At 44.6% G+C, this 21,031-nt stretch carries 20 protein-coding genes, 1 tRNA gene and 1 pseudogene; 7 read left to right on the top strand and 15 right to left on the bottom strand.

All coding sequences use genetic code 11. The features are described from left to right. Positions 1-63 precede the first annotated feature (63 nt). The 3 genes from truB to PY364_RS20630 all read right to left on the bottom strand — a co-directional run bounded on the left by truB (position 64) and on the right by PY364_RS20630 (position 3,823). Positions 64-1,098, bottom strand: a complete 1,035-nt coding sequence (truB, locus tag PY364_RS20640) for a tRNA pseudouridine(55) synthase TruB (protein ID WP_275525826.1) — start codon at positions 1,096-1,098, stop codon at positions 64-66. Continuing rightward, on the bottom strand, positions 1,098-1,898 hold the full coding sequence (locus PY364_RS20635) for a calcium-binding protein (RefSeq protein ID WP_275525824.1): 801 nt from the start codon (positions 1,896-1,898) through the stop codon (positions 1,098-1,100). The genes truB and PY364_RS20635 overlap by 1 nt, the downstream gene beginning before the upstream one ends. Positions 1,899-2,101: 203 nt before the next feature. After that, the gene (locus PY364_RS20630; RefSeq protein ID WP_275525822.1) at positions 2,102-3,823 is read right to left on the bottom strand and encodes an alpha/beta hydrolase; all 1,722 of its coding nucleotides are present in this window, start codon (positions 3,821-3,823) and stop codon (positions 2,102-2,104) included. A 243-nt stretch (positions 3,824-4,066) separates the two neighbouring features. On the opposite strand from PY364_RS20630, the gene PY364_RS20625 reads away from it, so the two are divergent. Both PY364_RS20625 and ligA read left to right on the top strand, forming a co-directional pair. After that, positions 4,067-5,047, top strand: a complete 981-nt coding sequence (locus PY364_RS20625; protein WP_275525821.1) for an Npun_R2479 family HD domain-containing metalloprotein — start codon at positions 4,067-4,069, stop codon at positions 5,045-5,047. A 175-nt stretch (positions 5,048-5,222) separates the two neighbouring features. Continuing rightward, on the top strand, positions 5,223-7,295 hold the full coding sequence (gene ligA, locus PY364_RS20620) for an NAD-dependent DNA ligase LigA (protein ID WP_275525819.1): 2,073 nt from the start codon (positions 5,223-5,225) through the stop codon (positions 7,293-7,295). A 238-nt stretch (positions 7,296-7,533) separates the two neighbouring features. Here ligA and cynS read toward each other — a convergent pair whose 3' ends face one another. Next, the gene (cynS, locus tag PY364_RS20615; RefSeq protein ID WP_275525818.1) at positions 7,534-7,977 is read right to left on the bottom strand and encodes a cyanase; all 444 of its coding nucleotides are present in this window, start codon (positions 7,975-7,977) and stop codon (positions 7,534-7,536) included. Between the two features lie 301 nt (positions 7,978-8,278). On the opposite strand from cynS, the gene PY364_RS20610 reads away from it, so the two are divergent. From PY364_RS20610 to PY364_RS20600, 3 genes are all read left to right on the top strand, one after another. Next, the gene (locus tag PY364_RS20610) at positions 8,279-8,518 is read left to right on the top strand and encodes a hypothetical protein (RefSeq protein WP_275525817.1); all 240 of its coding nucleotides are present in this window, start codon (positions 8,279-8,281) and stop codon (positions 8,516-8,518) included. An 8-nt stretch (positions 8,519-8,526) separates the two neighbouring features. Continuing rightward, a complete protein-coding gene (locus PY364_RS20605) occupies positions 8,527-8,871 on the top strand; it encodes an STAS domain-containing protein (protein WP_275525815.1) in 345 nt (114 codons plus the stop codon). Positions 8,872-8,983: 112 nt separating this feature from the next. Beyond that, positions 8,984-11,098 carry an ATP-binding protein gene (locus PY364_RS20600; RefSeq protein WP_275525813.1) on the top strand — a complete coding sequence of 705 codons (2,115 nt, stop codon included), beginning with the start codon at positions 8,984-8,986 and terminating at the stop codon, positions 11,096-11,098. On the opposite strand, the gene PY364_RS20595 is transcribed toward PY364_RS20600, so the two are convergent. After that, a complete protein-coding gene (locus tag PY364_RS20595; RefSeq protein WP_275525811.1) occupies positions 11,074-11,241 on the bottom strand; it encodes a hypothetical protein in 168 nt (55 codons plus the stop codon). The genes PY364_RS20600 and PY364_RS20595 overlap by 25 nt on opposite strands. Between PY364_RS20595 and PY364_RS20590 the strand changes: the two genes are divergently transcribed. Further along, complete coding sequence (locus PY364_RS20590; protein ID WP_275525809.1) at positions 11,229-14,207, top strand: PAS domain S-box protein; 2,979 nt, start codon at positions 11,229-11,231, stop codon at positions 14,205-14,207. The genes PY364_RS20595 and PY364_RS20590 overlap by 13 nt on opposite strands. Positions 14,208-14,287: 80 nt before the next feature. Here the strand turns inward: PY364_RS20590 and PY364_RS20585 are convergent, their stop codons facing one another. The 10 genes from PY364_RS20585 to psbZ all read right to left on the bottom strand — a co-directional run bounded on the left by PY364_RS20585 (position 14,288) and on the right by psbZ (position 20,384). Then, a complete protein-coding gene (locus PY364_RS20585; RefSeq protein WP_275525830.1) occupies positions 14,288-14,755 on the bottom strand; it encodes a VOC family protein in 468 nt (155 codons plus the stop codon). A 269-nt stretch (positions 14,756-15,024) separates the two neighbouring features. Then, positions 15,025-15,510 (bottom strand): glutathione peroxidase, encoded by a 486-nt coding sequence (locus PY364_RS20580; RefSeq protein WP_275525807.1) that lies wholly within the window; start codon positions 15,508-15,510, stop codon positions 15,025-15,027. 45 nt (positions 15,511-15,555) lie between these two features. After that, positions 15,556-16,074, bottom strand: a complete 519-nt coding sequence (locus PY364_RS20575; protein WP_275525805.1) for a DUF1499 domain-containing protein — start codon at positions 16,072-16,074, stop codon at positions 15,556-15,558. An 87-nt stretch (positions 16,075-16,161) separates the two neighbouring features. Next, positions 16,162-17,085: a DMT family transporter gene (locus PY364_RS20570; protein WP_275525803.1), complete on the bottom strand. Its 924-nt coding sequence runs from the start codon at positions 17,083-17,085 to the stop codon at positions 16,162-16,164. Between the two features lie 149 nt (positions 17,086-17,234). Further along, entirely contained in the window at positions 17,235-18,500 is a 1,266-nt protein-coding gene (locus PY364_RS20565; protein ID WP_275525802.1) for a glutamate-5-semialdehyde dehydrogenase, read from the bottom strand. Between the two features lie 4 nt (positions 18,501-18,504). Next, positions 18,505-18,909 (bottom strand): hypothetical protein, encoded by a 405-nt coding sequence (locus PY364_RS20560; RefSeq protein ID WP_275525828.1) that lies wholly within the window; start codon positions 18,907-18,909, stop codon positions 18,505-18,507. A gap of 276 nt (positions 18,910-19,185) precedes the next feature. Next, positions 19,186-19,257 (bottom strand) — tRNA-Gly (locus tag PY364_RS20555). Continuing rightward, on the bottom strand, positions 19,237-19,389 hold the full coding sequence (locus PY364_RS20550; RefSeq protein ID WP_275525800.1) for a hypothetical protein: 153 nt from the start codon (positions 19,387-19,389) through the stop codon (positions 19,237-19,239). The genes PY364_RS20555 and PY364_RS20550 overlap by 21 nt, the downstream gene beginning before the upstream one ends. Positions 19,390-19,423: 34 nt before the next feature. Continuing rightward, positions 19,424-20,002, bottom strand: a complete 579-nt coding sequence (ribH, locus tag PY364_RS20545) for a 6,7-dimethyl-8-ribityllumazine synthase (protein WP_275525798.1) — start codon at positions 20,000-20,002, stop codon at positions 19,424-19,426. A 187-nt stretch (positions 20,003-20,189) separates the two neighbouring features. Beyond that, positions 20,190-20,384 (bottom strand): photosystem II reaction center protein PsbZ, encoded by a 195-nt coding sequence (psbZ, locus tag PY364_RS20540; protein ID WP_275525796.1) that lies wholly within the window; start codon positions 20,382-20,384, stop codon positions 20,190-20,192. A gap of 197 nt (positions 20,385-20,581) precedes the next feature. Here psbZ and PY364_RS20535 point away from each other — a divergent pair. Continuing rightward, positions 20,582-21,031, top strand: a pseudogene (locus PY364_RS20535) (poly(A) polymerase); the annotation flags it as partial.

The raw sequence follows: 21,031 nt of genomic DNA, 5'->3' as shown, positions 1-21,031 counted from the left end.
CTCCCCCTCTCTTTCCCTAGTCCCTAGTCCCTAGCCCCTAGCCCCTTCTTCTCTGGTTTGAGGCTAAAAAACAATCTGAGGAGCCAAAATGCTACCTGTCTCTGAGTAAACTCGCTGACCAATGCCTAGAAATTGACCCCCTCGATCGTAAACCAGCACTGGATGGGAGGATGGGGAGGAGAGGGGAAGAGGAGCAGAGGAAAGATTTCCGTCTTCCATCTTCTCCGCTCCCTCGCTCAAGAGCTCCCCCGCTCCCCCGCTCCCTCGCTCAAGAGCTCCCTCGCTCAAGAGCTCCCCCGCTCCCCCGCTCCCCTGCTCCCCCTCTTGCGGAAAAGCAAGGCGCTGACCTTGACACCAGCGTGTGGCATCTTTAGCATCAAGGGCGATCGCATCTAAATGTGCCAACGCTGCTGAGGGCGTTATGGGGCGGAAAGTCCCTTGCTGTAACTGTATTTCCAATTCCTCAAAAGTGAGGCTGCTTGCTAGATGAAAACCGCTACTTTCAGTGCGAGTCAAAGCCGCTAAAGTTCCGCCCACATTCAAAACTGCACCCAAGTCACGAGCGATCGCTCTAATATAAGTTCCAGCACCACAGGCGATCGCCACATCCAATTCGGGAAAATCCCCCGGCCGCCAGTCCAAAATCTCCAGCCGAAATACCTCTACAGCACGGGAAGGTACTACCACAGTTTCACCCTTGCGGGCTAAGTCGTACAGGCGTTTTCCATCGACATGAATTGCACTGTAATTAGGCGGTATCTGCTGAATTTTGCCCTGGAAACTGGGTAACGCAGCTTTTACCTGTTCTAGAGTCAAATCCGGCACCGGCCGAGAACTCAAAATCTCGCCCTCCAAGTCGTCCGTAGCCGTAGTCAAGCCAAACCGAATCGTCCCTTGGTAAGCTTTATCATGTCTAAGAAACTGCAACAGCCTAGTTGCCTTACCTAGAGCAATTGGTAAAACTCCTCCTACTGCGGGGTCAAGGGTTCCCCCGTGTCCAACGCGCTTGAGCTTTAAGACACGCCGCACTCGCGCTACGCAGTCGTGAGAAGTCGGGCCTATAGGTTTATTAAGATTAAGAAAACCTTCAAATGTCATTACAAAATAGTGAAATCAGAAGAAGTAATTGAATTACGTGCAATTCCTGGCAATACAGCTAAAAATTGAACGTCATCGCCATTTATAAGCTGAATAATCGTACTTGGAGCCGTTCCTCCTGTACCCTGAGTAATAGTTAGATTGCTAAAGGTAAGACCTGCACTTAAGGCAATTTTATCCTGACCATCAATAAAATCCGTAATCACATCACCATCGGCTTCAGTTAAACCACCAGTCAGCCGACTGATGACAAAGGTATCGTTCCCGTCACCGCCTGTTAAAGTATCTCTACCGCGATCGCCTGAGAGATAGTCATTGCCAGCAGCTCCAAAGAGCGAGTCATCATCTGTTCCCCCAAATAAGCTATCATCATCAGCGCCTCCAATGAGGGTATCGTTGCCCGTATTACCAAAGAGCTGATTTTTGCCAACTCCTCCACTCGCCGAGTCATTGCCTTTACCGCCAAAGATAGTATCGTCACCATCACTACCGAATAGAGAGTCGCGATCGCTACCCCCAAATAGGATGTCATTACCCCCCTCCCCTAGCACCGAGTCATCCCCCGCATCCCCGGAAAGAGTATCATCGCCGCCTGAGCCGTAGAGAGTGTCAAAACTTGCCAAACCAAATATCTGATCGCCACTACCGCTACCCTGAAGAGAGTCAGGGCCGCTAGTACCGCGAATTATGCTACCGCCCCCCGGAAGTGTACCGCTATTACCACCGGAACCACTACCGCTAGGAGTTGGTGTTGGTGTTGGTGTTGGTCTGATTGGCTGAGATGGCACTGCTCCTGGCATAGTTCTACCTTAAAGTCTGCGATCGTAAGTATAGCAACCGCCAAGGCGGTTAGGGGCTAGGGGCTAGGGGCTAGGGGCTAGGGAAAGAAGAGGAAGAAGGGAATAGCATCAGCAAGTTTCAGGAACTCAGAACGTCTTAACTGCCAAGAAGGTTGCTATATCTTTAAGTATTTTAACTGACTACGGAGCACTCGCTCCATCTCTCAAGGCTTCGCCGGTGCAGACTGAGGTGGAGATGCAGGGAGAGTTGGGCTGCTTGTACCGCTGAGCAACTTTTGAAGCTGTTCGGTACTAAGCGATCGCAAAATACTCAAGCCCAACGTATCTTTACTGATTGCTTTGACGTAAGACGGTTGAAGATAACGGCGGAAAGTTGGATCGTTAGCCAGATAGGTTTCCATAAAAGCGAGGCTCAATCCGTTCAGATAGCGGCGAGCTAAGGCCGGTTCGGGCCCAATGGCATTAGCAGGAACCCGAAAAACACTCTCAGGGGAGTCGTCGATAGTTGAGAAGTGTGTGCCGTTGTTGAGTAGTACGAGATATTTCTCAGGATTTGTTAGCCAGGTAAAGGGTTGAATCTGTTCGAGCACGGCTGGTGCAACTGTATCGGCAGTGCCAGCTAAAATCATTACAGGGACTTGAATTTGGCTGAGGTTTGATTCCCCTAGAATGCTGCTGACAATTGGATTAATGGCGATCGCGGCTTTGATCCGGCTGTCGCTCAAATTATAATCCCGACGACGCAGCGTCTGAGCCCGACATTGAAGCAGCAGCGAAATATTCCAAGTATCGAACTCTTTCTGGCAGTCTTTGTCTAGTTGCTCAAAATTAATCCCTCCCCCCGCTACTAAAGCCAAAGCTGTATAGCCGCCGAAAGACTGACCGATTACCCCCACCCGCTGCAAGTCCATTTTCCCTTGATATTTGGGGTCAGATGCAGAAAGGGTATCTAGAAAATCCAGGATCTCCTTAATATCCAGAGGGCGATCGACAAATTCTGTTGCTTGGGCTACCTCATTTGCTCTACCTACCACCAAGTTCTGCAACTGTTGAGAACTGCTACCGGGATGTTCCGGGACAGCAACAGCAAATCCGTAAGAGGCCAGATGTTCGGCTAAATAGGCAAAGGAGTAGCGGTCTGAGCCTAAACCGTGAGAAATTACAATTAATGGTGCCGGTAATGACCCTCCTGTGGGCAAGTACAGATCGAAGGGAAAATTACGCCCCTGACGGTTTTTGCTCATCATTGTCAGAGAGACTTTTTCCCAGTTAAGATAGCCTCGCCGATCTGGGTTTTGGAGTTCAGAGAGGTTAATTGCTGGTTCCGATGCAGCTTGAGTATTTGCCAACTGAATTACTCCTGCGATCGCTCGGTTTGACCTATTTACCAAGGCCGTTAGCTGATTAACCAGTTCTAACCCCCGTGCAATATCGATCCGAATCCCATAAGTGGGAAATTTCTTGAGCACATTGATCGGTGTCAAACCTTCTGAATCTGCCGCTGCTAGAATTAACGCCGCCCGAATTGCGTAAAAACCGGGTTGCCGTCCCTTTGTCTGGATAACTCGTCCCAAACGTTCCAGTAGCACTTCTCCCTGGGGCGTGTAAAGGAACTGAGAAATAGTCACGGGACTGACTTCAGCCTTTGCTTGCAGAGCTTGTCGTAACTGAGCTAGCTGCTGCTGGCTAGCGTACTGAGTGAAGCCATCCCAAGTGTTATCAACTACGCCTGTCTGGACAAAGAGTTCTAAAGACTCTATGGGTACTGAAATTTCCAGGGGGCCATAGGTCACGTAAACTCGTTGCGCCCCCAAGGCCGGGACAGCAGCTAGAACAGCAATGCTGCACAAGCCCAAGTATCTCAGGGCGATCGGCCGCACCGCGCGTTTTGCTCCTTCAGGCAGACTTCGTAACAGACGGTTCATAACTCAGACACCTAGCAGTTCTCTCACCATCATTTAATAGTACAGACCCGAATGAGTTTCTGTGGAATTTAGGTTATGGTTAGTAGATACGTCTAACAATATTCTCTGGTGCATCCGTAGTTCGCAAATACTTCTCAACCCGATTTATGTCAACTTATACGCGATCGCCAATTATTATTTATGCAACTACCTAAAACTTCCTGATTGATTTTCGCCCTTAAAGCTTGAGTGAGAGAAATCACAATGTTTAATGCAACTGCGATCCTAATTGACGCTTTCGTACAAGAGCTACAGGCCGGATACCGCCGTACCTACGGTAAATATAAGCCGGACTACCCCGATATAATTGCCTGGGCGGGGAACATGGCTCTGGAAAATATCGCTAACTGCGATGCTCTCTATCACAATGTCGAACACAGTATGTTAGTTGCCCTAGTAGGACAGGACATCCTCCGGGGCAAACACATCCGCGAAGGGGGTGTGTCCCCTGAAGACTGGCTACACTATATCATTTCTCTGTTGTCTCACGACATCGGTTATGTCAAAGGTGTTTGCCGCCAAGACCAAGAAGTTGTTGGACTTTACGCCACTGGCATTGACGGGGGGATGGTTTCGATACCAATTGGTGCAACTTCTGCCAGTCTCACACCTTATCATGTTGACAGAGGTAAATTGGTCATCGATGAGCGTTTTGGCGGTCACAAACTAATTGATGCTGAACAAATTAAACGCAATATTGAGCTAACTCGCTTCCCTGTACCTGCTGGTGAAACTCATCAGGATCGGCATAATTATTCGGGACTTGCACGCGCTGCTGACTTAATTGGCCAACTCAGCGATCCCAATTATTTGCGAAAAATTAGCGCTCTTTTCTACGAGTTTGAAGAAGTCGGCACTAATAAGATATTAGGCTATAAATCCCCCGGAGATTTGCGGCGGAATTATGCCAAGTTTTACTGGAACGGTGTTTTTCCTTACATCCCTGCCGCTTTGAGTTATTTAGAATTGACTCAAGGAGGAAAGCAAATTATCGCCAATCTCTACGCGAATGTATTTCAGGTAGAACACGCAGAACCTCTAGCTTTGAAACGTGCGGCTGTTGAAGAACTCTTTAAGCCGGAAACTAATGGCAGTTTGAATGGCGACAGCGAAAATGGTGAGGGTTTTGCCAGTGTCGCAACTGAAACTCGTAAGTTTAGTGACTTCTCAAACCTGAATTTGTGATGAATTAGTCATGATTTGACTAAGGCAAGGAAAGGAGTCAAAATTAGGCTGAAATATTTTATCCTGGTTTCTGACTCCTTATTTATTATTCAAATCCTACGTAACGCCCCCCTCTGGGCGGTTTCTTTACCGCCCAGAGGGCGGCGTTACAAAAATAGAATATTGGCTTTTTAATATGAAAACAGAAATTCAGCAACGAGTCCAACAATTGAGGAAACAGTTACAGGAAGCTGGCTATGCTTACTACATTCTGGATACGCCAATTATGCCAGATGAGGTGTACGATCGCCTCTATCGCGAACTACAAGAACTAGAAACCCAACATCCCGAATTAATTAGCCTTGAAAGTCCCACTCAGCGAGTTGGGGAAAAACCAGCAACCCACTTTTCCAGCGTTAGACATAATATCCCTCTCTACAGTTTAGAAAATGCTTTCAATATTGATGAATTGTCTAAATGGCAAGAACGTTGGCTGAGGGTAATCGGGACTGCTGAGGAGGAATTAGACACTGATAAATCTCTGGAATCAAATCAACAATTATCCCCAGTACCCAAGTATGTTTGCGAGTTGAAAATAGATGGTTCTGCTTTGGCCCTAACTTATGAAAATGGTATTTTAGTCAGGGGTGCAACACGCGGAGATGGTGTTACTGGCGAAGAAATTACCCAAAATGTCAAGACAATTCGCTCGATACCATTGCAACTACAATTAGAAGATTGTCCACCATTGGTCGAAGTTCGAGGAGAGGCTTTTTTATCCTTGGCGGTGTTTGAAGAAATCAATCAGGAACGGGAAAAAGATGGCGAGTCCCTATTTGCTAATCCTCGCAATGCCGCCGCAGGTACATTGCGGCAATTAGATTCAAAAATTGTCGCTAAACGACGCTTGGATTTCTTTGCTTATACGCTACAAATACCAGGAAAAGAAGATATTGATGTCGCAGACACTCAGTGTAAATCTTTGGAATTATTGCAACAAATGGGGTTTAAAGTCAATCCCAATCGTAAACTTTGTCTTGCTTTAGATGAGGTTCGAGAATATTACCAATATTGGGATGTTGAACGGCGAAACTTGCCTTATATGACAGATGGAGTCGTTGTTAAAATTAATGATTTATTATTGCAAAAACAACTGGGTTTTACTCAGAAATTCCCCCGCTGGGCTGTCGCCCTTAAGTATCCTGCTGAGGAAGCCCCTACTTTAGTTGAGTCTATCGCGGTTTCGGTGGGGAGAACCGGGGCGCTAACGCCAGTTGCAGAGTTGAAACCGGTGCAGTTAGCGGGTACAACTGTTTCAAGGGCGACGCTACACAATAGCGATCGCATTTTATCTCTAAATATCCACATTGGCGATACAGTAATTGTTCGCAAAGCTGGTGAAATTATCCCGGAAGTGGTGCGGGTTTTACCTGAACTTCGCCCGGAAGGTGCTCAATCCTTTCAAATGCCTAGTTGTTGCCCAGAATGTGGCCAACCGGTTGTTAGAGAAAAGGGTGAGGCGGTTACTCGCTGTATTAATACATCTTGTCCAGCTATTTTAAGGGGTTCGCTGATTCATTTTTGTAGTCGAGATGCACTAGATATTAATGGCATTGGTGAAAAATTAGTGCAGCAGTTAGTTGATAGTAGTTTAGTGAATTCTGTGGCAGATTTATATGATTTGAATGTAGAAAGATTGATGAGTTTAGAAAGAATGGGCAAGAAGTTAGCAGATAAATTAGTTGGTGCAATTGCTGATTCTAAGACTCAACCTTGGTCGAGGATATTATACGGTTTAGGTATTCGCCATGTTGGCAGCGTTAATGCTGTATTGTTAACAGAAAGATTTGCAACTGTTGAACAGTTAGGGGCGGCTTCGGCGGCGACTATTGAGGGAGTTTATGGTATTGGCCCGGAAATTGCCCAGTCTGTATGTCAGTGGTTTCAAGTACCTGCAAATCAGAATTTAATTGAACGTCTGAAAGTTGCGGGGTTACAACTAAAGTCGGAAGAAACTGGCAACAAGGTAGAAGGTAAAAATTTGTTGTTGGCAGGTAAAGTTTTTGTGATTACGGGAACTTTACCAACGCTGAAGCGAGATGAAGCGAAAGAGTTGATTCAAAAAGCTGGGGGGAAAGTTACAAATTCTGTTAGTGCTAAAACTAATTATTTAGTTGTAGGCGAAGATGCGGGTTCTAAGTTAGAAAAAGCTCAAGAGTTGGGAATTATTCAACTGTCAGAAGCTCAATTATTAGAAATGATTGGTTGATTTTACATAACCTGTAGGGTGGGGTATCGCTAAGCCCTAACGGGCAGGCTACGCCAACGCAGGGGTTTGGGATTGCTTCGCTGGGCTCGCAATGACATTATTTATTTTTGTCCAACTACTTAGCCATTAGCCATTAGCCATTAGCCATTAGCCATTACCAATTACCAATTACCAATTACCAATTAGCCATTAGCCATTAGCCATTAGCGATTAGCCATTAGCCATTAGCCATTAGCCATTACCACTTCTTATAAGCCAAGAATTTACCAGACATGATTACCTTAACGCGATCCCCTTTTGGATCTTCTTCTTTTTCAACGTCAAGGGTAAAATCAATTGCACTCATAATACCATCGCCGAATTTTTCGTGAATTATGGCTTTCAGAGGCATTCCATAGACTTGCATAATTTCATAGAAGCGATAAATCAGAGGATCGACAGGAATAACGGGATCTAAAGAACCTTTTAATGAGGATTCTGTTAAGCTTTGAGCGAGACTACTATCTAACCCTAAAACTGATACAATTTTCTGAGCTTCATCTTCAGAAGCAGTAGCTTGGCGGTAAAATACTGCCGCAATCCAAACCTCATCGCGCCCGACAATTTTTTCCAACTCAGCAAAGGTGATCCCTTTGGCTTTTTTAGCAGACAAAAGTTTCTCAGTGATTTCTGAAATTGCCATTAGACACTCCTAGATGACGGCTAGACTGCATTTTGCACAGACAGAAGATAGAGAGGTGAGGGTGAATTAAACTAATTACACTTCTCTTTTGAGGACTGTCTGAAACCTAATATTACTATAATTAAATTTTGTTGCTATTGTCAATAGCAAAAAAATCTTGATTTTTAGATTTATAGGCTCAGTTATGTTCTACACTGATAAATAGTCGGACATAAATAAACGCCATCATGTCATTGCAAGGAACGAAGCAATTGCCACGCCTTGGGATTGCTTCGTTCTTCGCAATGACACGCAATATAATATGTCCACCTACTTAGTATTTGAGTACGAACAACAGAAAAAGGTAAAGTATGCAAACTTCTATGGCTTTATTTCCCAGCTACTTCTCGTTGCTTTTGCCTCTCTAGGCCATCCGGTGCGTAAGGTGAAGACCCCGCACGGGAAAAAGCAGACAGCAGTAAGTGGAGATAGAGCCGCACCTCAAAAGTCCCTCTGCCGGACTAAATTACCCATAAGATCGCAACTCACCTCTGATAACTAGCACTCAATATGGAGATTAAGAGTAAAGATTACTGCATCTGGTACGACAGCGCTACTGAGACAATTACCTGCCAGGGTTCGTTCCGGCTGAGTAAAATGGAAGAGTACGCGCCCATCGTGCAGTTGCTCAATGATGTGGCCGAGGCACAACCAAAAAAGATTACTTTAGATTTACGACAGCTAGAATTTTTAAATAGTTCTGGAATCAATATTCTGTCCAAGTTTGTGATCAAGGTGCGCCAGCAAAAGAATATTCAGATCGCGGTGCGGGGATCTCAGGAGATACTCTGGCAGGGAAAATCGCTGAAGAACTTGCAGCGACTAATGCCTTCCTTGGAATTGGAACTGGAATAGGTAAGGAAAAATGATGTAAAGGAATATTGGGGATCGGCCATACTTAGTAATGAGTGGCAAACAAGAATTAACGTTTAAGGACAAACCGCCTGTTAGCAATTACCCAAAACCCATGCAGGAACAAGAATTATCAAAGGAACAGCTAATTTTGGAGGTTTTACGCTTGCGCTCGGAAGTGACTGAGCTCAAGAGTGAAAGAGCTGACCTGGAAATCTTGCTGGAGACTACGACTGAACACTCCGATCGAGTTGAAGCTCAATTGCAAGGGTTTGCGGAATCGGTGCTGCGGGAGAGCGAAGAGCGGTTTCGAGCGATCGCCCAAGCAACTCCTGTACCAGTGCTGATCGCTCGCGTGTCCGACGGGATGATACTCTATGCCAATGCTCAATTCTCTGCTCTGTTAGGTATATCTCTTGAGGAGCTGATCGATCGCTACACTCCAGATTTTTATTGGGATCGAAGCGATCGCGAGAGGGTACTTGAGGCACTTTCCAGAGATGGGTACGTTCAAAACTGGGAAATGCAAGCCAAAAAAGTAGATGGTACACCGTTCTGGGTAATGGTATCCGTCCAACCCCTGACCTTCTGCGACCAACCAGCGGCGCTGTTTGCCCTCTACGATCTCACCAAGCGCAAAGCCGGCGAACAAGTCCTGCTCAACAGCGAAAGACGGCTGCGCCGTCAGAGTCTGGCACTATTGGAACTCGGTAGAGAAAGGACTCTTAACTCTGGGGATCTCAATGCTGCAATTCGCGAAATCACGGAAACGGCCGCCCATACCCTAGAAGTAGAGAAAGTCAGTCTGTGGCTATACAACGATTTTAGATTTGCCATTCGTTCGGCGGAGTCTCAAATAGATTTGGGATTGGGTATAAGCGCAGATAGTCAAACGGAAGCCGGTACAGGTTTTCTGGCAAAAAATCTAGACGAACAGTCTTATTTTCTGAAGTCGAAAAAGGCTAACCTGAAATTAGTTTGCCTCGATTTATACGAACGTAGCTGCGATCGCCACTGGAACCGCTTGGAAATCTTGACCGGCGATTTGAGAGTTGGCTTTTTAGATACGCCCTTGGAAAATGCTGAACAGCATTTCGGATTGGCTCTCTCTGAGCCACTTATAGCTCAAAATTCGTTAAAGGAGCTGCACCCAAAAGAAGCAGAAATGTTCTCTACTGGGTCTACAGACGGGAACACGAACTCATCAACCCTAAATGTACCAATTCGGCTGGGCGGCCAGATCGTGGGCATACTTTCCCACGAACATATCGGCCCTTCCCGTCAGTGGGCCTTGGAGGAGCGGACTTTTGCTGATTCCCTAGCGAATTTGGTAGCCTTAGCAATAGAAGGCTTTGAGCGGCAAAGGGCGCAACAAGCTCTCTCTAAGGCGAAACAGGAACTAGAAATCACTGTCGAGAACCGCACAGTTCAGCTCAAGAGTGCAAATAAGTTACTCCGCTTCGAGATTGCTGAGCGCAAAAGAGCGGAAGTAGCTTTGCAAGAAGCACTACACAAAGCTGAAGCAGCTTCCAGAGCAAAAAGCACTTTCTTGGCTAATATGAGCCACGAGTTGCGAACTCCCTTAAATGCCATTATTGGTTACAGCGAAATGTTAGAAGAATTAGCCTCTGATGAAGGGATCGAAGATTTGCTCCCTGATATTCAAAAAATTCGCAGTGCTGGCAAACATTTACTGACTTTGATTAACGATATTCTTGACTTATCTAAAATTGAAGCGGGTAAAATGGAACTTTACCTAGAGAGTTTTGACCTCGCGGACTTGGTGGGCGATGTAGTGGCAACTTTGCATCCCCTCGCTCACAAAAACTCTAATCAATTGGAAGTTTCTTGCTGTAGCGATCTAGGAGTGGTCTTCACTGATTTGACTAAGGTGCGGCAAATTCTTTTTAACTTGCTCTCTAATGCCCTTAAGTTTACTGAAAATGGAACGGTGCGGCTAAGTGCAACTCGCGAAAGGGGTAGTAATAGTGATTGGGTTTATTTGTGCGTAGCTGATACGGGTATTGGTATGTCAGTTGAACAACAGCAGCGTTTGTTTGAGGTTTTCACTCAAGGAGATGCCTCGACTACGCGCAAGTATGGTGGTACCGGACTGGGATTAGCAATTAGCCGCCGCTTCTGCCAGATGATGGGGGGTGATATCACAGTTGAAAGTGAGTTTGGGGTGGGTTCTACTTTTACTGTTCATCTCAAGGCAAAAGTAGATTGATTAGGACTTTCTGTAACGCCGCCTTCTAGGCGGTATCCTAACTGCCTAGAAGGCGGTGTTACATTAGTAGAGACATACCGCCAGAATAGAATACTTCCAGATGTTGTTAAAATCTCAAACTTAAAATTTAATGAAGTTTTCAATATCTCATTTCCTAAAAATTTTGTGGTTAGACAGGCCGACTCGCCAACGGGGAACAATAATTCTTGCCATTCCCGTCACCTGTCTGTTCGCCTCAGTGATTGCAATTTCCTGGGTGCGCGATCGCACTATCAACACAAGATCCCAGATAGACAAGGGCAACCAGATACTAAAACAAACTGACCATTTGCTCAAAACTGTGGTGGATGCTGAGACTGGAATGCGAGGTTACGGCCTGACCAAGCGTCCCGATTTTATAGAGCCGTATTTAAAGGCAAAAGCAAATTTGCCTCAGTTACTCAAACAACTCAAAGTGATGGTGCAAGAAAATCCGGCACAGTTGCAGCGATTTGAAGAAATTAAAAAAAGTACCCAGCAAGAAATAATTTTTTTGGAAAATACGCTCAAAAATTTTGATAGTTTAGGAAAAGAAAGAGAGCAGTCGCCTCAACTAACCAACATTCTGCTCAAAGGCAAATTGCAAATGGATACCCTGCGGCAGCAAATTAATAATTTCGTCGTCATTCAGAAAGAATTGCAGGCTGTTATAGAAGACGAAAGACGGCATTGGGTCGATCTCACTAATTTTGTACAAATAGGCGCTTTGTTTGTTGGTTTGCTTGGTGGCGGAGCTTCCTGGTATTTATTTGACCGTTTAGATAGGGAATTAACAAACCGAGAAGCTAGTTTGCAAGAGAGCAAAACTCGCATTCAAGCTGTGGTAGATAACGCTGCTGATGGTATTCTCACCTTGGACGAGCAGGGTAATATTGAGTCGTTCAATCTCGCTGCTGAGCGGATTTTTGGCTCGGAAGCAAGGGAAGTCTTAGGTCTGAATCTTAGAAAGCTAATAGCTAAGCCTGCCCGTGAAGATAGCACTGGTAATTATCTCAAAAACTTTTTAACAAATTCTACGGCTAAACTCAATATTTGCCAGCAGGAAATCGAAGGAATCTACAAAAATGGGGCAACCTTCCCAATGGAGTTAGCCGTAAGCGAAATGCGGCTAGCTTCTGGGCGGCTATTTATTGGGATTTGTCGCGATATTACAGAGCGTAAGCAATCAGAAAAAACCCTCCGTAAACAATCCCAACTTTTGGATTTAGCCAATGATTCGATTACAGTGCTTGACCTAAACGACGAAATTGCTGATTGGAATCAGGGGGCGAGAAGGCTCTACGGATGGCGGAAATCAGAAACGATAGGGAAAAATATCCACACACTTTTGCAAACAGAATTCCCCGAACCTCTACCAAAAATTAAGGCTGCATTTCTACGCGATGGATCTTGGGAAGGTGAACTCGTACACACCAAACAAGATGGTTCAAAATTAACAGTAGCAAGCCGCTGGACTTTACAGCGAGATGAAGATGGTATTCCCTTAGCCAGCTTACAAATAAATAACGATATTAGCGATCGCAAAATGGCGGAATTTGCATTGCGAGATTCCAAGCAAATGTTGCAGTTAGTGATGGACAATATTCCGCAATTTATCTACTGGAAAGACAGAAATTTTATCTATCGAGGCTGCAATCAAAACTTTGCCCGTATTCTTGGTTTAAAAAGTCCCACAGATATCATCGGACTGACCGATTACGATTTGCCTATTCCCGAAGAACAAGCTGAACGCTACCGCGCCATCAGCCGCGACATTCTCGAAACTAATATTCCCCAATACCACTTACTTGAAACTTTCACTTCTGCACTGCCAAATAGCTCTACAATGTTGGTTGATGTTAGCAAAGTTCCTCTGACAGATGGAGAAGATCGTGCGATCGGAATTTTATGTAGTTTTGAGGATATCACTGACCGTAAAAAGGCTGAAGTAGCTATTGCTGAAAGCGAGCAAAGATTCCGTGCAACTTTCGAGCAAGCTGCTGTTGGCATAGCCCAGACAAATCTGGAAGGCAAATTACTTTTGGTCAATCAAAAACTTTGCGAGATTTTAGGTTACAGTCGGGAAGAACTGCTAGGAAATAAGTTTCATAATGTTAGCCATCCAGAGGACTTAAAAGTTGAACTGGAGTATATAAGCCAACTGTTAGCTGGGGAATTTGAAATCTACTCGATGGAGAAGCGTTTTATCCGCAAAAATGGGGAATTAATCTGGGGTAATTTAACTGTTTCCCTACTGCGCGAGCAAGATGGTAGTGAATATTTAATGGGAGTTGTTGAAGATATTAGAGAGCGTAAAGAAGCACAAGAAGCTCTGCGAAAACGCGCTCAAGAATTGGCAAAGACAACTAGAATGTTAAGTCAAACAGCGACAGTTTTGAGAAAGCGAAATCAGGAATTAGATCAATTTGCTTATGTTGTTTCTCACGATTTAAAAGCGCCACTGAGAGCAATTGCCAACCTTAGTAGTTGGATAGAAGAAGACCTCAGCGAAGCGATGACAGAGGATACTCAACATCAAATGAACCTATTGCGGGGTCGAGTTCACCGCATGGAAGCTTTGATCGATGCACTATTACAATATTCCCGCGTTGGACGCATCCAAACAGCCTCGGAAAGTGTAAATGTGGCAAGTTTATTAGCAGAAATTATTGATTCTATCGCGCCGCCAAAAACTTTCACTGTGGAAGTCGAACTAGGAATGCCAACATTGACAACTGAAAGGGTGTTATTACAGCAAGTTTTTGCTAATTTGATTAGTAATGCAGTCAAGCATCACAGCAGTAAATCGGGTTGTGTAAAAATATCTGTTAATGATAAGGAAGATTTTTACGAGTTTGCTGTAGCCGATAACGGCCCTGGAATTGCTCCTCAATATCATGATAAAGTTTTTGTCATATTCCAAACTTTGGAAGCACGGGATAAAGTTGAGAATACAGGCATTGGTTTATCGTTAGTGAAGAAAATTGTGGAAAATCAAGGGGGAACTATTAAACTCGAATCTAGCGAAGGTCAAGGAGCAACATTTTGCTTTACCTGGCCAAAGCAACCTATTCGGAAGGATGAAGAGTGAATTGGTAAGGAAGAAGGGACTAGGGGATAGGGAAAGAAGGGAATAGAGAAGGAGAATAGAATAAAAGTTGCCCCGGATGATTAAGGATTGATTGGATCGCACCTAATTTCTATCATAAATCCATCGGGATCGTAGAAATAGATTCCGCGTCCTGTAGGACGAATAACTGGGCCGCTATCTATGCAAACTTTATGCAGATATAGCACTTCAACTGCACTGTCAAATAACTGGGGATCGATGTCAAATGCTAAGTGATTGGCACGGGTAAAAGCTTGCTGTGGATTTGGATCGGGTGGTTTGAGATTCGGTTCCCAAAATAGATCGATAACAGTATTATCGGAGGTAATAAAGTTGGCTACTTTTCCTGTAGCAACTAACTCTCGCAATGTGGCCGGAACCTCTTCACCTGTGAGTTCATGTAGACCAAGAATTGTTCCGTAAAAATGGCGGGATGCTTTCATATCGCCCACATTTAAAGCAATGTGATGTACGCGCCTTAAATTCCCTGGAATTAGCATAACCCGGTGAGAAGTTCGAGTAGATTGCATCATTATTAGTTTAAGGTTTGAGATTTTAAGTTGGGTAGATTTGTGTCTAATTTCTATTTTTCTTTGGGGAAGGATGCAATACCTTGGAACAACATAATAAGTCCACTTATCAGAATGGCGAACGCCAGCAAACCCACTATTAGGTCTAACGAAGCAGTATTTTCCATTTAATTTATCTCTAACTAGGAAAACAGTTAACAATTAACAGTTAATCGTTAACAGTTAACAGTTAACAGTTAACTGTTAACTGTTAACTGTTAACCCAAAAACTATTTAGCTAATTCCCCCTCAATGGCCGCAATTAATTCGGGAGAGTCAGGAGTGACGCTGCTGCGAAATCTAGCAACTACTTCTCCTTGCTTGTTAACTAAGAATTTCTCAAAATTCCATGAAACATCCCCTTTTGGATCGACAGCTTTGGTAAGCTGAGCATAAAGAGGATGCTGTTCAGAACCTTTGGCGTGCACTTTGTCAAATAAGTCAAAAGTTACGCCGTAATTAATACTACAAAATTCTACAATTTCTGAGTTAGTACCAGGTTCTTGTGCTCCGTAGTCATTGCATGGAAATCCTAGAATTCGCAGTCCCGCCGCCTGATACTTCTGGTTTAATTGCTCTAACCCAGCGTATTGAGGCGTGTAGCCGCATTTAGAAGCAAGGTTTACTATTAAGAGTACCTTACCAGCGTACTCACCTAGTTGTTTGTCTTCGCCGGTGATAGTTTTTACTTTGATTTCGGAGATAGTGCTGGTCATTTTCAAAGAATTCGCTAACTTTACTATTACAAATTTTACCTTGATTTAGGTTGAAATTTGATTTAGTTTGGATCTAAGGGTTTCTATCCTTTTCCGATTGACTCCTAAATCAGACTCTCCTAAACGGGAAGCTGAACGGACATGGATTACCTTTGTCTCTGCATCTAGTAAGAATTCAACATCATCAACAAATCCCATTAAAGCGCTAGCGAATTCTGCATACAGATAATTATTGGTTTCGGTGATAATTTGAGTTCTTGGTAAGGATAGAATTGCTTTCTTAAGGTTAGAAATTGCATCCTCAGAGGCAGAAGTGTATGCCAAAGGTTCAATTTTATGCTCATTATCTTGACTAAAACTGCTGACACAGTTGGGAGAATTTGGGCAAGGTGCAAGTTGTCCTAACTGTATTCCGAGGTTAGTAGGTCTTTTTCCAGCAAACATTGTATTTTCTCCGGGAATAGCTAGCGCTGCCGCGACTGCAATCGCAGTTACTACTAGCAAGGATATAATAATAACAAGCACTTTGTTGAATAATGATGCTTTTATTTCCGTTTTTTGCATGGATTAACGAAGGTAAATTTGATGCCAATGTTAGACATTATAGCGTTAAGTTGACATTTTGTAAATATCTAAAAAATACTGATTGATTTACCGCGACTTTCCCATCGCAATTGTCATCGATCCGCCGACGACTAAAACCGCTCCCACAACTGCAAGAATTGTGAGGTGTTCTGGTGCAATTAAATTCGGGAAAATAACAGAAACATTCCACACTGAAAATAGCGTAACTAAAGGCGTTAAAGCCAGCACCGCACTCACTCTTGATGCTTCCCAGTGATCCATTGCTTCTGCAAAAGCTCCGTAAGCAATTAAAGTATTTAATGCACAAAAAAGTAGCATTGCCCAATGTAAAGGACTAAGTGTAAGTAGTAATTGGGGTGCAGCAAAGGGAGTGAATAATAAAGCACAGCCTCCGTAGAGAATGAGCATAATACTTGCAGAGGGTAATTTTTGCAGGAGTTGCTTTTGGGCTAGGGCATAAACAGCCCACACCGCCGCTGCAATTACGACTATACCGCTACCGATCAGATATTGAGTTTGCGCTGAAATTAGATTGGTTAATTGCTCGTGAAAGAAGAGTGAAAAACCTAGAGTTAATACCCCTAAACCAATCCATTGATGTAGAGTGTAACGTTCTTTAAAAATAGCTAAGGCTCCCAATCCCATCAGTACGGGAGCTAATTGTATTAAAACTTGGGTGTTAGCAGGTGAAGTTTGGGATAATCCTATTAAAAAAAGCAGGTAGTTAGCTGATAGAAATACAATGGCGATTGCCATCAGTCCCATATTTGTCGCCCGCAATTTTTGCAAGTCTGGTAATTGCTGTCTGGCTGCTAAATATAAGGCTAATAGTCCAAAGGATACTAAAAAGCGAAACCAAGTAACGGTATAAACATCCAGGGCTTGTAGCGTTACCTTTAAAGCAATGGGCAAAACGCCCCAGAGTGATGCAGTTAAAAGCGATAAGGTCAGACCTAAACGCCATCTACCTGAACTAGAGTGGAGTTGCATTAGTATTTATGAGCCTCAGAGCAGAATAGCTCTAATGTCTATTTTGGGTTCAAGATACAATTTTGCAGTATTTATAGCAAGTTGTCTTCATACAAATGGGTGATATTCTATGAGTTATTGTCAGATTTTGGCGATGAGAATCACTAACTCTAAAACTGCCCATTACCCTGAACAATATCTTTAAGCGTTGTCAAGGTTTTGAGGCCAATCAATCCTCGCCGATAGCCCTTTTGATTAGACATTCCCAAAAAGATAGCATCTCCCCGATTTTGATAGCGTGAAAATCGAGGCGAGGCATTAATAAAAGTAGACGCACTGTTAACGTCTAAGGCAAATTCGCGGCCTTCCTGGTAAGATTCTGTCGCAATACTATCCGCATGACCACTGCTATAGCGGTTAATCCATGCGATCGCAGCTTCTAAATTATCGACAACTTTAAACGCCACTGTTTTGTTTAAATAAGGCTGGTTCCACTCCACCACCTCAGCAAGTCTCAACTCAGGAAAATCCGCCACTAAATCTGCATCGCCCCTGATTTCAAAGCCTTTTTCCTTTAAGCTATTCCACAGCCGCACCAAAGAAGAAGGCTTTTGATTGGGGTCAATCAACACTTTCTCGATCGCATTCACTGGATCTGGTTCGCTTTGATGGCTATCTACAATCATCCACCTCGCCATTTCCAAACTACCAGTAGGCGACCAATAGAGGTAACAATTACCCATTGCTGACCTCAAAGCTGGCGCAGTGGATTGTCGCACCACCTGCTGTACTAAACTGGGGCGACCGTAGGGAATTACTAAATTTATATACTGGTCTTGGGTGACTAAATCTCGAATTGAAGCACCGCGATCGGCAGGTAGTATTTCCAGACATCCTGCGGGTAAACCTATATCATCGATCGCTGACTGTAAAGCTTCGGCAATTACCATATTGGAGTGGCTAGCTTCAGTTCCCCCTTTGAGGATTAAACTATTAGCACTTTTCAAGCATAAACCCGCCGCGATCGCCCCCAACTCCGGGAAAGCCTCGTAAATCAAAGCTATTACCCCCAGAGGGATTTGTTGACAGTACACCTGACACTGATCCGCCTGGTAAGAAGCACTCACCACTTTGCCAATCGGATCGGGCATTTCTCCTAGGCGTTGGAGAATCTGCACCGTTGTTTGCACCCTTTCTGGCGTGAGTTTCAGCCACTCTACAATCAATTCGGGAATTGCCATCTCCCGACTGGCTTCTAAATCCAGAGTATTCGCTTCTAAAATATCATTCTGCCGAGCTTTGAGTTCCCGCGCCATCGCCTGCAAAGCCGCAGCGCGATCGGTACTCTTGACCCCCGCCAATTCTAAAGACGCTTGGTAAGCGCGGCGAGCCGAATTGATCGAAGCTTGTGTAGAAGTAGAATCTTCGCTTGTCATCACGCTAACGTCTGTAAGCCAGCCAGACCATAAGCGCTGGCAGCATCGCTAGCAGCACCGCTACCATCGCCCAGAGAATGATATTTGTACCAGGCGATCGCAGCGCCAAAGGCAGCCAAATCACCAAGGGTACTAAAATCATCACTAAAGCCAACGGCAAATAGTGCGCCTTCAAACCCGGATGCGCTCTGTTCCAATGATTTCCACTCCAACGCCAAGCTTGCTTATAAGGATAATTGGTCGAGAGCTGTTCAATTACATACCCGCTCTCATCCAATACAAAAATTTGCTGACAGCGATTGCAGCCAAAGGCTTCTGTCAGCGTAATCGGCACTAGACGACCGCGCCGCCGGCAGGGGCAAGGGTAGTCACCATTCAAATCTATCTTTTGAGCTTTCTGAGATGGCACGAGCGATCGTAAAATCAAAAGCGTTTATGCAGAGACGATCTTAAAATATCGAATTTATGGATCGCCAATTTGATAATCCCCAGTCTCTCATTGCCAGGGATTCTTGAGGATCAACTTTTTCGGATAAATCCCGAAAAAATTTGACTCTCAGATGGAAATCACCTTATTTATGATTCTACCATGAGCTTTCCTACCTTCACCAAATGTTAAGTTTTAGGAGCAAAGCTTCTAAATAGAAATCGTAAGTTTGATCTCTAACTTACTTATCTCATTCTAAGCGGGTGACGCGATTCGAACGCGCGACATTCACCTTGGCAAGGTGACGCTCTACCACTGAGCTACACCCGCATTAACTGCGGTAAGAACTATACTCTCAAAATTATCTTGGTTTGTCAAGTCTATTTTAGAAATTTTTTCAGGCAATTTTGGCGGTGGTAGACAAGAGGAGAGGGAGGGTAGTGCAGAGATTTGTGAAGGCACATTTCTCGCACCCTATTCTCCAGCAGTCTTGCCGTTATTCCAAGATTTCCGGCGCAATTGCGCGGTTTCCAGCAACAGACAAAGTTTGAGCAGTAGTTGGAGCCGCAGTAAGTTGACTGTGGGAATTCCCACCTTGACCCTTAATTTGACGCATCAAACTCGCCATTTCCAAAGCCGCCATCGCATAATCCCAGCCCTTATTGCTTTTAATTCCTGCCCGTTCTAGAGCTTGCTGCATCGTATCCGCCGTCACAATACCGAAAATTACCGGTACCCCAGTCTGAAAACTAGCAGCAGCAATACCCTTAGACACCTCAGCCGCCACAAAGTCAAAATGAGGAGTTTGACCTCGAATCACAGCCCCCAGACAGATTACCGCATCGTAGCGGCGAGTGAGAGCCATTTGGTGAGCCACCATAGACACCTCAAAACTTCCCGGAACCCAAACATAATCCACCTGAGTGCCGTGAGGATCTGGATCGACACCGTGACGCTTCAAGCAATCTTGAGCGCCTTCTAACAGCTTGCTAGTAATCAAATCATTAAAGCGACCGATCGCAAATGCAAACTTAAAAGATTCTGTCTGAGTAAAATTCCCCTCAAAAACGGCCATGTCAGTAGTTCTTAATTAATTGGTCTAGTGTGGAAGTAGGGAAAGTAGGGAAGAGGGGAGAGAGAAGCATCTGGCAAAGTGTGAAGATATCTCCAAACCCCACCACAGTCTTCTCTCTTCCCTCTTCCTTCTCTGTTCTTCCCTCTTCCTTCTTCCTTCTTCCTTCTTCCCTCCTCCTTCCCTTGGCTCAAACCACCAAAAAGTTCAAAGCCGCCACAACTAGCACAAGGGCAATCCAGATGCCAGAACCAAGGTACAGCAGACTTTTAGATTGGTTCCAGTTTTGAGGAGAGGCATAGGCGACGGGTACGCCAACAACCATCACAAAGGACAACACAACCAAAGCCGTTAAAACAAGTTGAAACAAAATTGATAACAACATTTTTTCTCCTTATCGATACAAGAGTCCCTTAAGTAGAAATACTCTAGGTGGTTTGCGCTAAATTTTGATTAGTTGCTCTGTCACAATCCCACACCTTGAAGTTGTGGAAGTGTTAGCTCAACTCTTTGCAAATATAGCCCTCAGTAGTAAGCTACCAGAAATTCGGTTCTCTCAGTTGGCGTTTTTGGATTTTGAGCGTGAAGTTAATTTTGTGCCACACTACAGCAGATTTTGACGCTCTTGGAGCCGCCGTCGGGCTTTGTGTGCTGCATCCCGGCAGCAGAATTGTCCTGACTGGAGGGTGTCATCCCACTGTCCGAGATTTTTTAGCTCTCCACCGAGATGAGTATCCTTTAATTGAACGTCGTTCGGTCAATCCGAAACTAATTCGTTCTATTGCCATAGTAGATACTACAGCTCGCGATCGCTTAGGAAAAGCTGCTGAGTGGCTAGATTTGCCCCACTTACAAGAGATTACCGTCTACGACCATCACCTCAACATCCATCTAGACATCCCAGCCACAACTACCTATATAGAACCAGTAGGCGCTACTACCACTCTGATTGTAGAAAAGCTCCGTTTAGGAGGGGAGAGGGGGAGCGGGGGAGCAGAGGAGCAGGGGGGCAGGGGGGCAGAGGAGCAGAGG

It is taken from the genome of Kamptonema sp. UHCC 0994, from assembly GCF_029167235.1.
Classification (GTDB): Bacteria; Cyanobacteriota; Cyanobacteriia; order Cyanobacteriales; family Microcoleaceae; genus Kamptonema.
Note: the sequence above shows the minus strand (reverse complement) of the source record. Positions and strands in the feature narration are given on the sequence as shown.